This window comes from Helicobacter sp. NHP22-001 (genome assembly GCF_030270165.1).
Lineage (GTDB): Bacteria > Campylobacterota > Campylobacteria > Campylobacterales > Helicobacteraceae > Helicobacter > Helicobacter gastrofelis.
The window spans coordinates 195,908-210,537 of record NZ_BSWS01000001.1; the positions used below are offsets into that span (position 1 = coordinate 195,908).

The following is a 14,630-nucleotide window of genomic DNA, read 5'->3' on the forward strand; positions in this document are numbered from 1 at the left end:
TACACATGGCAAAAGCTTTTCACGAGGAAGTGATCGAGGAGATCGGGACGCAAACTTTAGCCCGTTTGGGGCTGAATATCTTTAGCCTCAACACCTACGGGGCGTATGGGGCGAGTGTAACGATGAGTGCGGACAGCTTTAGGGCGTATGACAGGCATAGAAATAACCCTAACTACCACGGGCAAACCTTCGAAGAGTTGGACATTGGACAACGCAATATGCAAGACGCGTTGCTAAACACGGGGCACAAGACCTACACCACAGACACGCTCGCCGACATTAAAAAAGTGCAAGGCATTTTAGCTAGCCATAAAAAGCTAGAAAACCTAAGCCCCAAAGACCAAGCAAAAGTGGAGCACATTTTAGCCTTTTATGGCGATGAGGTACACCACATGGACTTTAGCAAACTAGATGATTTTGCCCGCACCAACCACAACACCACAGACACCATCACCCTAGACAAAGAGGGCAATGTCATCAACACCGCCCAACTCAAGGTGATTAAGGACACTAAAGGGCTTTTAGAAGATCGCTACTTAGAGGCAGGGGTGGATTTACGCATGCCCTATGAGGACTACAAACGCCATAAGGAAAACCTAGAGAAAATGGCGGCAAGTGGTGGCGAACAAGCCCAAAAAGCCAAACAAGCCCTAGACAAGCTGAACGCCAACAACACCACTAACCGCTGGATGTGTGAAAACCCTAGAGCTACAGCCTTGATGACTCAAAGCGTAGCAGCGGGGGCACATATGGGGCAAGCAGGCCTTAGCGATGCCATTGTGGCAAGCCTTTCTACTTTAGCTAGTGGCATTGTGTGGGAAATCAAGGACATGTATGCCAAACACCCCATAGACACCGACACCAGCATTTTAGAGCGGATCAAACGGCTTTTAAGTAAAACTCTCGAGGCTTTTAAAGCGGCGTTTGCACGGGGGGTAGGCTTTGGGGCGATCGATGTGGTGGTAGGCATTGTGGGGCAAATCTTTAAAAGCGTAGCGGGCTCTTTGCGGCAGCTTTGGGGGGCGATTAGAAACGCGGCAAAGTCCATTTATAACGGCATTGTGTCTTACATCAAAGGGGAGATCAAAAGCTTTAGGGATTTGCTCAAAACCATTTTAAAATCCCTTTTTAGTGCGGCGTGGGTGGTCGCTGCTGTGGGGGTAGAAAAAGGCTTAGAGGCTAAGTTGGCCGTGATCGCCCCCCCTCTTGCCCCCTTTGTTGCCCCCATTTTGGCGATTGTGGCTGGGGCGTTTGCAGTGGTGGCAAGCCATCGTGGCATTGATATGGCTTTAGATTCTCTTTTTGGGGCATTTGCGGCTAGAGATCGCGCCAAAATGCGTGCTGAAGAGATCGCCCAGTTGGTGGAAGTCCATTTGCCCGCGTTGATGGCTAAACGAGAAGAGTTAGAAACCTTGATTGCCTCCACCCATCAAGAACGCTTAATGGCACTAGATGCGTGTTTTAGAGACTATCAAGTGGCTTATGCTGATTGCAATGATGAAGAAATTTATAATGCCTTAAATGGCATTTGCCAACTCTATGGCGGTACGCTCTCCATTAAAAATATGCAGGATGTGCAAAAAACGCTTGAAAACCCGAACCGCACGGGCAAATTACGCTGGTAGCTTAAAAGAATCAAGCCCCTATTGCTTCATCTCCAGCAAGGTTTCAATCATGCGATCGACCGCTGTCACAACCTTGGCGTTGGCAGCGTAACCGCTTTGGAATTTAATGAGATTCACCATTTCTTCATCTGTACTCACGCCAGAAATGGCTTGTTGCTCCTTTTTGACAACTTGTAAAATCGCATCTTTGCTTTCTAAGGTCTTTTTGGCATGTTCGGCCTCTGTATGGATTTTACCCACGAGGAATTGGTAGTAATTCTCAATTGTCATGGGCTTGTTGTCTAGTTTATTATCTTTGAAAAAGTCCACCTTATTGTATTGGAGTTGCTGCATCATGTTGGCAACATCAAAGTTGCCATCGATGGGGGCAAGCCACGGGCGCAAGGCAGTGGGCTCTTTACGGTAGGTGTCGTTGATTTTAATGTCTCTAGCGCTGTCGCCCTCAAAAAAGGTGTTTAAGCCCAAAGCGCCCGTAAAGTTCGTGCCATGGTCTTTAAGCGACACAAACAGCCCTTGAGAGGCGTTTTTGGGTTGGATGGTGAATTGTTTGGCATCGCTGTCGTAATGCGCCACGAAATAGTCGTCAAAATCGTTCGTGGTGTTGTTGTCGTGGTTGTCGTCTGTGTTGGCGTTGATTTGGTTGATCACATCGTTCATGGTGGTGATGGGGGTGATGGTGATGGTCTTTTTGGCGATCACATGCCCGTTGGTGTTGTAGGCGAGCAGGTCAAAAGTCCCCGTTTTGATGTTGTGGTTGGTGTCTTTCAAGGTTTCTGTGCCTTGAAAGTCCATGGTGTGCCCCTCAATGCTATGCGCTGCACTTTGGGCGTAGATGGCGTTTGTGGCTTGGATCAAACCCCTGGCGAAGGTGTCTAGGCGGTCAATGTAGGTTTGCAATTTGCCCTTTCTAGTGCCGTTCAAGCCATCGTTATACACGCCCATCAGCGCCCCCACCTTGCCTTGGTCGATCTTATCGGTGATGTTAACAACTTTAAAATCATCGCCTCTAAAGTAGATTTGGGCGAGTTGGTTCTCATCTTTATTCTGCTCCACGACAAGGGGGTGGAAGATCGCCCCGTCCACGATGTTGAACCCATAACCCACATTGAAGACATAGCCATCGTCAAAGTCGGCGGTTTTAATGTCGTTTAGCGAGTAGGTTTGGATGTGGTTCTTGGTAACATTACCCCCGATGAGCTCTTTTAAGTGGAACTCAAGTTGATCGCGTTTGTCGCGCAGTTCGTTAGCTTGTTTGAGGGTTTTAGTATCCTCCATTTCTTTAAGGTGCTTGTTGATGTTGGCAATTTCTCTGCCTAGGCGGTTGACCTCGGTGATGGTGCTGACAAGCTCGTGGCTAGCTTTTTTCTGCAAGTCTACAAGGCGCGCTCTAGCATCGTGTATGCTTCTGGTGAGGGTATTGGTTTTTTGCACAAGGGCTTGCTTGGTGGCGGGGGATTTGGCGTCTTTAGCCAGGTCTTTCCATGCATTGAAGTAGTCTTGCAGGTCTGTATGCACGCCCACTTCGTCCATGTCGGGGAAGTAGGAGGAGGCTTCGCGCAGGTTGTCAAACTGGGTACTGTAGTAGGCTTGCTCTTGCTTGGCGTGTGCGTAGCGGGCAAAGACAAACTCATCGTGCGTGCGTTGAACGCTTTGGACATTCACCCCCATGTTCATGTTGCGGTTGGTGTACATGAGGGTGCTTTGGGGCGTGGCGATCACGCGCTGTCGGCTGTAAAACTCATCGTTGGCGTTGGAGATGTTGTTACCGGTTACATCCACCATGACTTGGTGGGCTTGTAGACCGGTGTAAGAAGTGTTTAGAGTCGCAAATATCCCGCCCATAAAGACCCCTTAGGCCTGCACTTGTAAAAAGCTGCTGGCGATGGTTTTTTGGTTGTAATAACCCGTGCTCTCATGGGGCACGATCTGCTGCATGAGCTTGGAGTAAAAATCCGACACCGCAAAGACAATGCGGGCGTAATCGGCGTTGATCTCTTTAAGCTCGGTTAAAAGCTGGCGCATTTCTTTTAAAAGCAAAGAGCCGCGCTCATCTAAGAGATTAGCTAGAGGCGTGCCCGGGTTTTTCTCCATCAAGACAAGCATCTCTTGGTCAAAAAGGGCTTTGCAGTTTTCAAAGGAGGCGATCCGCTCTCTTTTGAGCCCGTTGCGCCCGAAGATCGCTTCGTGGTTGGCTTCTTTGATGTCTTCTAAATCTTGGGAAGTGAGTTGGATAAGGGTTTGTAGATCCTGCACGGATCGCTCAAGATAGCCATAAAGCATGCGCAACCTTTAAGTGGTTTCATACCAAGCTACCTTTATTTGAGAATATAAAATGCTCGGTATCGCCTTAGCTAAGCAAATCCTGTGCCATTTTATGAGCGGTCTTGTCCATGTCCACCTTGTATTGCCCGTTCTCGACAGCCTTTTTGATTTGGGCAACCCGATCGGCTTCGTGGGCTGGGGTGGTAGTCGTCCGGGTAGTGGAGCGAGAGCCGTGGACAGAGCTAGGGTTGACATGGCTAGAAGAAAGAGTCGTTCCTACAGGCTTAACCATGAAAGGTCCTTTCTAAAATTTCGGGCTACATCGGCTAAAAGACAAAAATTTAAATTATATCATTGCACCAAGCGCATCCTTTCAGACAATTCTTGGCGTAATTGTTTCGCACTTGCGGGGGCTTTTTTAGCGGTGTCTAAATTCAAAAACGCAGATTGTGATCTGCCGAAGGTGTAGACCAACAATAGTAACAACGCACAACAAAAGAGTAGAAAGGTGATGGTAGGCACGAGCCAAAGGCGTGTAAAACGCATTCTTTTCATTACACTCTCCGTCGAGAATTTTAAGGTATTCTATACTAAAATTTGATTTTTTCATTAAGGATTGTGATGATTCGGGTCATTTTAGCGTGGCTGTTTTGTGTGGGTTTGAGTGGGAGCAGCTGTGGGGCAGAGGCTCATTTAGGAAAAAGGCATGGCTTTACTAGGTTTTTTTAACAAGCACCACATTGACCCCAAAATTCATCACAACTTGTCCTGCCAAGATAAAGAATTGGGCACTGAGATTAGGGTTGGCATGCCCTACTATATACCTAAAGACAACAATAACCAACTCTTACAAGCCTTAGTGCCTATGGGCAAATCCGTGCAGCCACGCCTTCTAACAAGAGCGGTCGTTAAGGATGACCAACTAAGCTTGATCTACGCTCGCAAACACCGCTTTAACCAACTCTTTAGCCACCCCAACATTAAAGCAGCGATGTTACAAACCCACAGACGCAACCACTATGTCTTTGCCTATAAAGATAAATATTACGATGAATTAGGGCAGAAATTCACGGAGTTTTTGCTTAAAACCCCCGTCAAAAGGGCGCAGGTGATCGGCAAGGTGGGCAGCACGGGGCTTAGCACAGAGTTACATTTGCACTTTGGGATGTATCGCAACGACTGCCCCATCGACCCACTCGGGCGTATCCGCACGGCTAAAAGTCAACTTAAAGGGCATGAAAAGCAGTTTTTTAGCCAAGCCATCAGGCCCTACCCAAGCATGCTCGAAGATTTGACCTCCTTTGAACACGCCCACAAAGAAAACACAAAGAACACAGACCAATGATCGCCTACGACAATATTCAAATCACAGACTGCCCCACTTCCGCCTACTTCAAACCCAAGCGCATTTTATACGAGGAAAGGGGGGTGAATAAAAGTTGGGACATGGTCCGCGTGCACGACAGCGTGTCTATTTTGCTTTACCACACCGAGAAACAAAGCTTTGTGTTGGTGAAGCAATTTAGACCTCCCGTGTTTGTGAGTGCGTGTTTGTATGGGGGGCAGAGCGTGGATGGCTACACCTATGAATTGTGTGCGGGGCTTGTAGATAAGGCGCATAAAAGTGTGGAGCAGATCGCTTGCGAAGAGGTGCTAGAAGAGTGTGGTTACGCCCTGATCCCTGAAATGCTACAAAAAATCGGAGTGTTTTACGGCTCCACGGGCATTAGTGGGAGCAAGCAGACCATGTTTTTTGCCCGCATTAGCCAAACCCAACATGTTCACCAAGGTGGGGGGGTTGACACCGAAGACATAGAAATTATCTACCTACCCTTAGAAGAAGTAGATAGCTTTATAGCGAATGAACAATTTTGTAAAAGCGTGGGGCTAGGCTACGCATTGATGTGGTTTCAACAGCACTTTAAGGATGGACATGCTTAAGTGGTTTTTCATGGTTTTGGGGCTGTGTGGGCTGCTAAACGCTAAAGATTGGAGCGCACCTCTAAAAATCAATATTGATAGCGTAGACACGGCTAGAAAAGTCGTGCAGTTTCAAGCCTACGATTTACAAGTGGGCGAGAGTGGCTATATCTTAGCCAAACTCACCGATTACGATGTCATCGCAGCGAGCCTTGAAGTGTTTTCTATCCAAAATGGCGTTGCCTATGCTAGATACACTCCCTATAAGGTGATGAAACAAAAGCACCTACCCACCCCGCGTATGGTCCCAAAAAAGGGCAACTTGGCGATTTTTAGGGAGTTCAACAGTCAGGCCTTTTTAATCGCTCCCGACTTACACACCTATGAAAATATTAAGGACGACCACACCGACATAACATTTATCAGCTCCGATTTATTGGTGGCTTTTTTAAATGGGTTCAACCCCACAGCCAAGACCTTAAGGCGGGCTTGCGACATTTACAGCGTGGGGCTTATCTACCTTGTCAGCACCAACCGCCTAAATATCCTAGACTGCCAAAGTTTTGCCATTTTAGAAACTAAGCCCTTTGACACCTCAAAAGTGGGGCGCACCTTCACGCCCTTTTTCTCCCGTGTGGAGGGGGTGGATCGGGGAACTTTGGGGAAAATAATGGCTGGGGGCAAGGCACGGCACTACTTCAGCTATTACGACAACTTACTACGGAGAGAGTCCGAAAAGAAGCTAGTTAGAGAAATTAAGACACAGGATAAAAAAGAGCTTGAAAAAGATATTAAAAATGCCAGAAACGCAAAGCAAAAACAAGCCCTAGAGAAGGAATACAACAAGGAAATTAAAGAGGAGCAACAACAAATTGCCCCTACGCTCTCTAAACAGCAAAAGGTAGAGGAAAAATCTCTAGATCAAACGACCAACAAAGAGAGGGCAAAAGAAGCCAAAGAGGCGAAAAAAGAGCGCAAGCAAGAACTCGCCAAAGAAAAACAAAAGAAAAAGGCAGAGAAAAAAGCCAAAAAAGCCGAGAAACAACAAGAGAAGGCAGATAAGAAACGCATACGCCAAGAGGAGAAAAAACTAGAACAATAGGAGTAGCCCATGTTAAACCCCGAACACGCCAAGGCTTTGCGCGGTTTTGTGGGGGAGGAGGATTTTTTCACCGACCCTGCCCATTTGAGTGTCTACGCCTACGATGCGACCAGAGAGCGCCACCTACCCGAGGGCGTGATCTTCCCCAAGAGCGAACAAGAAATCAGCCAAATTTTAGCCTATTGCAATGAGCATAAAATCATTGTGGTGCCAAGAGGGGCGGGCAGCGGCTTTACGGGCGGGGCTCTTAGCGTGGGTGGGGGGCTCATTTTAAGCGTGGAAAAGCACCTAGACAAAATCTTAGAGATCGACACCAAGAATTTAATCGCACGGGTACAACCGGGCGTGATCAACAAACACTTCCAAAACGAGGTGGAGAAAATGGGGCTCTTTTACCCGCCCGACCCTGCCAGCCAAGAGCAAAGCACTTTGGGGGGCAATGTGAGCGAAAACGCGGGGGGCATGCGCGCGGCCAAGTATGGGATCACCAAGGATTATGTGATGGCTTTAAGGGCGGTGCTGCCCAATGGCGACATTATTAGAGCGGGCAAGAAAACGATTAAGGATGTGGCGGGCTTTAATGTGGCGGGCATTTTGATTGCCAGCGAGGGCTGTTTGGCGGTGATTAGCGAAATCACTTTAAAACTGCTGGCTAAGCCCAAATTGCGCCAGTCGGCGATGGGGGTGTTTCAAACCATCCAAGAGGCAATGGAAGCGGTGTATAAAACGATGGCAAGTGGGGTTACGCCCGTGGCGATGGAGTTTTTAGACAATCTAAGCATTCGGGCAGTGGAGGAGCGTTTTCATAAGGGGTTACCCATTGAGGCGGGAGCGATTTTGATCACGCAAGTGGATGGGAGCGTACCCGAGCAGATCACTTGGCAGTTAAACGCCATTGAGGGGCATTTTAAGGCGTGTGGATGCGTGGATTTTCAAATCGCCCACAACGCCACGGAGGAGGAAAACTTGTGGTTTTCGCGCCGCAATGCGTCCCAGAGTATTAGTGTTTATGGTAAGAAAAAATTAAACGAAGATGTGACGGTGCCTAGGGCGAGCCTGCCCGCCTTGCTTGAGGAGGTGGGGCGCATTTCTAAAGCCTACAACCTGCCCATCCCCTGCTTCGGGCACACGGGCGATGGCAATGTGCATGTGAATATCATGCTTGAAGACCCAACAACACAGCTAGAGCAGGGGCAAAGGGCGATGGAGGAGATTTTTAAATGCGCCATCGCTTTGGAGGGGACTTTAAGCGGAGAGCATGGCATTGGGCTCTCTAAGGCAAAGTTCATGCCCCTAGCCTTTAGCCCTGAAGAAATGGGGCTTTTTAGGGCGATCAAAAAAGCCTTTGACCCCAATAACATTTTAAACCCCTTTAAAATGGGGCTGTGATTTTAGCCCATTTCAAGCCCCCTAAGAGTTTTCCTAGCCCCTATTTGGTCCTACGCACGGATAGCAAGGGCTTAGTGAGCTTAGACTTTGTAGCAAGCGTGCCAAGCACCACCCCAAACTCCGATGCCCTCATGCAAGCCGTGCTAGAGAGTTTAGAGGGCTATTTTAGCGGCACGCTTTTTAGCTTTGACTTGCCCTTGAGCCTATCAGCTAGCCCCTTTAGCTTGCAAGTGTGGCAGGCTTTGCAAAATATCCCCTATGCCAGCACAAAAACCTACCAAGAAATCGCCCACGCCATTAATAAACCTAGAGCGTGTCGAGCCGTAGGCAACGCTAACCACAACAACCCCATCCCGATCATCATCCCCTGCCATCGAGTGGTGCCTAAAAGCGGGGGGCTAGGGGGCTATGGGGGCGGGGTGCAGATTAAAGAGTGGTTGTTAAAGCACGAGCAACGCCATAAACTATAATTCCTAAAATTTCATTGCAAAACCACCATTTCTTTATCCGCAAAGACTTTTTCTAAGTCTGTATCCATGCGTTTAACCAAATAAACTCGCATGGGGGCATTAGAGGCGATCGCCCTTTGTTGTTTGTCGTAGGGGGCGAGCGTGATTTTCAAACGCCCATCACTTTGCTTTTCGTGGATCGCTGTGGCGATCGTGGAGCTATTCGCCCTTAAACTTTGCGCTACCTTCTCGTCCTTAAAAAAGGCGATCACCTCCTTCATACTCAAAGTGTCTTACTCTATGGGTTTTATCGCTACTTGGCGCAAAACGACCAAAGCCACAAAACCCAGCACCACCACTACAATTAAAACGATTAAGTAAAACCCATTGGCTTAATTATTGGGTATCTATGACTTTGCCTAGGTCAAAAAAGCGGTTATAGATTTTAGCGCATGCGTCATAAAATACATCTCCAAAGGCACTTTCTTAAAAAACTCCCGTATTTTCTGCTTGTCCATTAGGGGTACTCTTAGGGGGCTTGCACAATTTCTTGCAACATTTGTACACTCTCTTGGCTAGGAATAATCTCTTCCTCTTCTTGGGCTAAAAACGTGTCCATGGCACTCTTTTTATCCATCGCCTCGTCCAATTCCTCATCAAAGCCCCGTTGGTAAGAGCCGATACGGATCAACACTTCGTTTTCTTTCAAAAGGGCGTAGAGTTTGCGGAATTTGCGCGCAGCCAGCATGTGCTCGTGGCTGCTCACTTCCTTACTCACTCTTGAGGCGGAGTTTAGGATATTAATAGGCGGATAAATGCCATGATCGGTAAGCTCCCGACTTAAAACAATATGCCCGTCTAAAATGCTGCGGCTTTGGTCAGCAATGGGATCACTCAAGTCATCCCCCTCCACCAGCACGGTGAAAAAGGCGGTGATGCTCCCTTTGTTTTGTTCCTTGCCCGCCCGCTCCATTAGCTGGGGCAAAAGCGTTAAAGCCGAAGGGGGGTAGCCCTTGCTGGTGGGCGGCTCGCCAAGGGCTAGCCCGATTTCTCTTTGTGCCATCGCAAAACGGGTAACCGAGTCCATCATGAAGAGCACATCATGCCCTTGATTTTTAAAATACTCCGCCACGCTCATGGCGCAAAACGCCCCGTATTTACGCATTAAAGGCGCATCGTCACTCGTGGCGACCACCAAGACGGTGTTGTCTAAATTGCCTTGTAAGTTCTTATGGATAAACTCAGGGATCTCGCGTCCGCGCTCCCCAATGAGGGCTATGACTTTAATTTGCGCCTCACACCCTCTAACGATCATCCCCATTAAGGTGCTTTTACCCACCCCGCTGCCTGCAAAAATGCCTAACTTTTGCCCCTTGCCACAAGTGAGCAGCCCGTCAATGCTTTTCACCCCCACGCTAAAGGGTTCGTCAATGATCCCCCGATCTAAGGGCTTGATGGGCGCAGCCATCACGGGCGCGTAGGCACTCGCCCTAACGAAGCCTAGTCCATCTAGGGGATTGCCTAAAGGATCGAGCACCCGCCCTAAAAGCCCCTCGCCCACAGGAAAGCTTAAGCCCTCGCGCACAAAGAGCACGCGATCGCCCACCCTGCACCCCTCCACAAAGGAAAAGGGCGTGAAACCAAATTGTTCCTTTTCCACCACCACGACCATGCCAAGGCAATCGAGCCCGTCGGTCTTTTGCACCTGCACCACATCCCCCACCGAGGGCAAAAACCCACTCACAAAGACCATGCTAGGCAGGATTTTCACCACCACGCCATAGCGGGGGGATAAATCTCGGGGGTGTTGCAACCTTGCACGCAAAACATCTAGGGACATCGGCTATCCTTAAAGGCTTATAAGGCTTAATTTTAGATTAACACAGCTTAAGGTAGAATGTGAGGTTTATTATACTTTAATTAAACCCCAAGGAGTTTTATAATGGATTTAACGACCAAGCGGCTAGATAGTGCCAACGCATCTATCAGCGCCAAACCTTCGCTGCAGGATTTTGAAAAGAAGTCCCACAGCATCGCCCAAAAAATTGCCAAAAACACCAAGTTAGACGGGTTTAGAAAAGGTAAAGTTCCCCTAGACATCATCAAACAACGCTACCAAGGCCACATCCAGCAAGAGAGCGAAAAAGAGCTCTTGGATGCGATTTTACAAGAGGGCAGCAAAGCACTAGAGATCACCCCGCAAGATATGATCGGAAACCCCACCATCCGCAAGTTTGATAAGCAAGCCGAGTATTTTGACATTGAAATGCACATCGGACTTAAGCCCCAAATCGACCTTTCAGGGGTGTTAGAATGCGTGCCTAGCTTCTCTTTAGAGGAAGTGCAAGAGAGCGCGATTGAAGAGCGATTGCAGCATTTAGCCAAAGAGAGGGCGACTTTTACAGACGCGCCCGAGGATAAAGCCGTGGCTAATGGCGATGGCGTGATCTTTGACTTTGAAGGCTTGTTAGACAACCAACCCTTTGAGGGCAACCGGGCACAAAACTTTGCCCTTGTTGTGGGCGAGGGGCGTTTGTTGCCTAGTTTTGAAAAGCAATTAGTCGGCATGAAAATGGGTGAGGAGAAGTATTTTTCCATCCCCTTTCCTAAAGACTACGCCAGTACCACCCTTGCGGGCAAAGAGGTGTCTTTCCATGTGAAATTGCATAAAATCCAACTGCGCCAAATCCCCGAAATTGACGATGCCTTTGTCAAAATGGTCTTAAACCAAGAGAAAGAACCCACCCTAGACATGCTCAAAGAGCGGGTGAAAGACCAACTTTTCTTAGAGGCAAAAACCAAGCTCTACAACCAACAGCTCAAAGAAACCTTGATCGACAAGCTGGATAAAAACCTCGCCTTTGATTTGCCCGAAACCATCATCGAACAAGAAATGGATTTGGCCTTCCGCCAATCCCTGCAAAACATGAAGCCCGAAGAGCTCAAAGAATTACAAGACGACTCCAAAAGGGTTAAGAAAAAAAGGGATAGTTTTAGGGAGCAAGCCCGCCGCAGCGTGAAAGTAACCTTCATCATTGACGCACTCGCCAAACAAGAAAACATCCAAGTGGCGGACAATGAGGTGTATCAGGCCGTCTATTACGAGGCGATGATGGCAAACCAAAACCCCCAACAATTACTAGAGGCTTACCAAAGAAACAATATGCTCCCCGCCGTGAAAATGGCAATGGTCGAAGATCGGGTGCTCACTTTCTTGTTAGATAAACAGCTCCCCCAAGAGGCAAATGCATGAACTATGTCCCCATCGTCATTGAAAAAACAGGGCGGGGGGAGCGCAGTTACGACATTTACTCCCGCCTGCTCAAGGATCGCATTGTGCTTTTGAGTGGCGAAATCAATGATGCGGTGGCGGCCGCCATTGTGGCGCAACTCTTGTTCTTAGAAGCCGAAGACCCCGAAAAGGACATCAATTTATACATCAATTCCCCCGGGGGCTCTGTTACCAGCGGGCTTAGTATCTACGACACCATGAACTACATCCACCCAGACATCTGCACCATCTGCGTGGGGCAAGCTGCGTCCATGGGGGCGTTTTTGCTCAGTTGCGGCACTAAGGGCAAACGCTTTTCTCTGCCCCATTCACGAATCATGATCCACCAGCCCATCGGCGGCACCCAAGGGCAAGCCACTAACATTGCCATTTATACCAAAGAGATTTTACGCCTTAAAAGTGAGCTCAACCAAATCATAGCCGCCAACACCGGCCAGCCTTTAGAAAAAATCGAGCAAGACAGCGATCGCGACTTTTTCATGAGCGCTGAGGATGCGAAGGATTATGGCTTGATCGATGCCGTGCTCACTAAAAGCCAAAAGCAAGGCTAATGGCTCTTTTGGAGTTGGTGCGTTACCCGGACAAACGCTTAAGAAAACGCTCGCAAGAGGTCGTGGCCTTTGATGAGGTGCTGCACCAGCTTTTAGACGACATGCACGAAACCATGCTCGCCAACAAGGGCATCGGGCTAGCGGCGATCCAAGTGGGCGTGGCAAAAAGAGCCCTACTCGTGCATTTGCCCAGAGAAGACGACACGCAGCTACTAGAGGATTGCCTAGAGATCATCAACCCCACCTTAATGCAAACAGAGGGAGAGATTTTATGGCGCGAGGGGTGCTTGTCTGTGCCTGAGTTTTACGAGGAGGTGTTGCGGCACGCCAACATCACTTTAGGCTATCAAGACCGCTTTGGCAACGCTAAGGTGTTGCAGGCCAGCGAGCTTTTGAGTGTGGCGATCCAACACGAAATGGACCATTTAAACGGGGTGCTCTTCGTGGATAAATTGTCTATGTTGAAGCGTAAAAAATTTGAAAAGGAATTTAAGAAAAACCTAAAGAATCCCTAATGGAAGTGCAAGTGGTGAACACACTTTATTGCGCCACAATGGCGGGGGCAAGTGCTCAAATCGTAGAAGTGGAAGCCACCTTCACCCGTGCCCTGCCCGCCTTTGTGATCTCAGGGCTTGCCAACAATGCCATCCAAGAATCCAAACAACGGGTGCAATCCGCCTTGCAAAACAATGGCTTTACTTTTCCTCCTTTAAAGATCACCATCAACCTCTCCCCCGCTGACTTGCCTAAAAGCGGAAGTCATTTTGACCTGCCCATGGCTCTACTTGTCGCCTTGCAAAAGCAACCTTTAGAGAGTAAGTGGTTTGCCTTTGGCGAGTTGGGGCTAGATGGGCGGCTTAAACACAACGAGGCGATCTTTCCCATGCTCTTAGACATCGCCCTGCAAGAGCCCGGTGCGCATGTGTTAGTGCCCGCTCTGGGCAAAGAGCTTTTTAGCCTGATCCCTAACTTGCATTTGCACTTTGTGGCAAATTTACAAGAAGCCCTGCAGGTGCTAAGAAACCCGGCTGCCATTCCAGAGCGTGCCCCCTTGCACCTACCCTTTGCTAGCTTAGAGCTTGGCAAAGAGCGTTACTACTACTGCACGGATTTTGCCCTAGACTTTAAAGAGGTTAGGGGGCAAGAGGTGGCTAAGGAGGCGGCTTTGATCGCAGCAGCGGGGCTACACAATATTTTATTTGAGGGCTCTCCTGGCTGTGGCAAAAGCATGATCGCCAAACGCCTGCGCTATATTTTGCCCCCAAGCACCCTAGCCGAAATGATCGAGGCGGTGAAGTTAAATATCTTGAGCGGACAGGAGGGCAACTACAGCCCGCTAAGAAGTTTTAGAAACCCGCATCAAAGCGCATCTAAAGCCAGCATTTTAGGCTCAACACATGGCAATGTGCCTAGCCCGGGCGAGATCGCGCTTGCGCACAATGGGGTTTTGTTCTTTGACGAGCTGCCCCACTTTAAGAGGGAGGTTTTAGAGGGCCTAAGAGAACCGATGGAGAACAATAAATTAGTCATCTCAAGGGTGCATAGCAAGATCGAGTATCACACTTCGTTTTTATTCGTGGGGGCGATGAACCCCTGCCCTTGTGGGAATTTAATGGACCCCTCTAAGGTGTGTCGCTGCCAAGAGAAGGAGATTTTGGCCTATAAAAACCGCCTGAGTGCCCCTTTGTTGGATCGCATCGATTTATTTGTGCAAATGGCTTTGATTAATGAAGACGCTAAAAGCACGCAAGATTCTAAAGCCATGCACGAGCAGGTGATCGAGGCGTTTAAAAGGCAGAAAATGCGCGGGCAAGAGGTGCTCAATGGTAAGCTACAAGAGGGCGAGATCAACACCTTCTGCCCACTAGAGCCCGAGGCGGCGCATTTACTAGAGCAGGCCACCCTGCGCTTCGGGCTGTCTGAGCGCGCGGTGAGCAAGAGTAAGAAGGTCGCGCGTAGCGTAGCGGATTTAGCCGGCTGCGAGGCGATCAATAAGGCGCACATGCTCAAAGCATTGCAATTTAGAAAAGTGGGGTGAAT

16 protein-coding genes are annotated in these 14,630 nt (G+C 48.8%); 10 read left to right on the forward strand and 6 right to left on the reverse strand.

The genetic code is table 11. The features are described from left to right. Positions 1–5: 5 nt before the first annotated feature. Positions 6–1,625 carry a phage tail family protein gene (locus QSJ47_RS01095; protein WP_285602147.1) on the forward strand — a complete coding sequence of 540 codons (1,620 nt, stop codon included), beginning with the start codon at positions 6–8 and terminating at the stop codon, positions 1,623–1,625. Positions 1,626–1,643: 18 nt separating this feature from the next. On the opposite strand, the gene flgK is transcribed toward QSJ47_RS01095, so the two are convergent. From flgK to QSJ47_RS01115, 4 genes are all read right to left on the reverse strand, one after another. Further along, entirely contained in the window at positions 1,644–3,467 is a 1,824-nt protein-coding gene (flgK, locus tag QSJ47_RS01100) for a flagellar hook-associated protein FlgK (protein WP_285602148.1), read from the reverse strand. A gap of 9 nt (positions 3,468–3,476) precedes the next feature. Continuing rightward, positions 3,477–3,905 (reverse strand): hypothetical protein, encoded by a 429-nt coding sequence (locus QSJ47_RS01105; RefSeq protein ID WP_285602149.1) that lies wholly within the window; start codon positions 3,903–3,905, stop codon positions 3,477–3,479. Between the two features lie 67 nt (positions 3,906–3,972). Then, positions 3,973–4,179, reverse strand: coding sequence for a flagellar biosynthesis anti-sigma factor FlgM (locus tag QSJ47_RS08190; RefSeq protein ID WP_221271884.1), 207 nt, complete (start codon positions 4,177–4,179; stop codon positions 3,973–3,975). Between the two features lie 59 nt (positions 4,180–4,238). Then, positions 4,239–4,433, reverse strand: a complete 195-nt coding sequence (locus QSJ47_RS01115) for a hypothetical protein (RefSeq protein WP_285602150.1) — start codon at positions 4,431–4,433, stop codon at positions 4,239–4,241. Positions 4,434–4,593: 160 nt separating this feature from the next. Here QSJ47_RS01115 and QSJ47_RS01120 point away from each other — a divergent pair, with 160 nt between their 5' ends. From QSJ47_RS01120 to QSJ47_RS01140, 5 genes are read left to right on the forward strand one after another with little or no spacing between them, the layout of a single operon-like run. After that, positions 4,594–5,232, forward strand: a complete 639-nt coding sequence (locus QSJ47_RS01120; RefSeq protein WP_285602151.1) for a peptidoglycan DD-metalloendopeptidase family protein — start codon at positions 4,594–4,596, stop codon at positions 5,230–5,232. Next, positions 5,229–5,828 carry an NUDIX hydrolase gene (locus QSJ47_RS01125; protein ID WP_285602152.1) on the forward strand — a complete coding sequence of 200 codons (600 nt, stop codon included), beginning with the start codon at positions 5,229–5,231 and terminating at the stop codon, positions 5,826–5,828. Before QSJ47_RS01120 ends, QSJ47_RS01125 begins: the two co-directional genes overlap by 4 nt. Next, complete coding sequence (locus QSJ47_RS01130) at positions 5,821–6,909, forward strand: plasminogen-binding N-terminal domain-containing protein (protein ID WP_221271889.1); 1,089 nt, start codon at positions 5,821–5,823, stop codon at positions 6,907–6,909. Before QSJ47_RS01125 ends, QSJ47_RS01130 begins: the two co-directional genes overlap by 8 nt. 9 nt (positions 6,910–6,918) lie before the next feature. Next, positions 6,919–8,298: a glycolate oxidase subunit GlcD gene (gene glcD / locus QSJ47_RS01135; protein WP_285602153.1), complete on the forward strand. Its 1,380-nt coding sequence runs from the start codon at positions 6,919–6,921 to the stop codon at positions 8,296–8,298. Beyond that, positions 8,295–8,768 carry a methylated-DNA--[protein]-cysteine S-methyltransferase gene (locus QSJ47_RS01140; protein WP_285602154.1) on the forward strand — a complete coding sequence of 158 codons (474 nt, stop codon included), beginning with the start codon at positions 8,295–8,297 and terminating at the stop codon, positions 8,766–8,768. The genes glcD and QSJ47_RS01140 overlap by 4 nt, the downstream gene beginning before the upstream one ends. Positions 8,769–8,779: 11 nt before the next feature. Here QSJ47_RS01140 and QSJ47_RS01145 read toward each other — a convergent pair whose 3' ends face one another. Both QSJ47_RS01145 and fliI read right to left on the reverse strand, forming a co-directional pair. Further along, positions 8,780–9,019, reverse strand: coding sequence for a hypothetical protein (locus QSJ47_RS01145; protein WP_260321598.1), 240 nt, complete (start codon positions 9,017–9,019; stop codon positions 8,780–8,782). A 257-nt stretch (positions 9,020–9,276) separates the two neighbouring features. Continuing rightward, positions 9,277–10,587, reverse strand: a complete 1,311-nt coding sequence (gene fliI, locus QSJ47_RS01150) for a flagellar protein export ATPase FliI (RefSeq protein ID WP_285602155.1) — start codon at positions 10,585–10,587, stop codon at positions 9,277–9,279. A gap of 102 nt (positions 10,588–10,689) precedes the next feature. Between fliI and tig the strand changes: the two genes are divergently transcribed. From tig to QSJ47_RS01170, 4 genes are read left to right on the forward strand one after another with little or no spacing between them, the layout of a single operon-like run. Further along, positions 10,690–12,000 (forward strand): trigger factor, encoded by a 1,311-nt coding sequence (tig, locus tag QSJ47_RS01155; protein ID WP_285602156.1) that lies wholly within the window; start codon positions 10,690–10,692, stop codon positions 11,998–12,000. Further along, positions 11,997–12,590 (forward strand): ATP-dependent Clp endopeptidase proteolytic subunit ClpP, encoded by a 594-nt coding sequence (gene clpP, locus QSJ47_RS01160; RefSeq protein ID WP_221271897.1) that lies wholly within the window; start codon positions 11,997–11,999, stop codon positions 12,588–12,590. Before tig ends, clpP begins: the two co-directional genes overlap by 4 nt. After that, on the forward strand, positions 12,590–13,105 hold the full coding sequence (gene def / locus QSJ47_RS01165; protein ID WP_221271899.1) for a peptide deformylase: 516 nt from the start codon (positions 12,590–12,592) through the stop codon (positions 13,103–13,105). The genes clpP and def overlap by 1 nt, the downstream gene beginning before the upstream one ends. A gap of 11 nt (positions 13,106–13,116) precedes the next feature. Further along, positions 13,117–14,628 carry a YifB family Mg chelatase-like AAA ATPase gene (locus tag QSJ47_RS01170; protein ID WP_221272633.1) on the forward strand — a complete coding sequence of 504 codons (1,512 nt, stop codon included), beginning with the start codon at positions 13,117–13,119 and terminating at the stop codon, positions 14,626–14,628. Positions 14,629–14,630 lie beyond the last annotated feature (2 nt).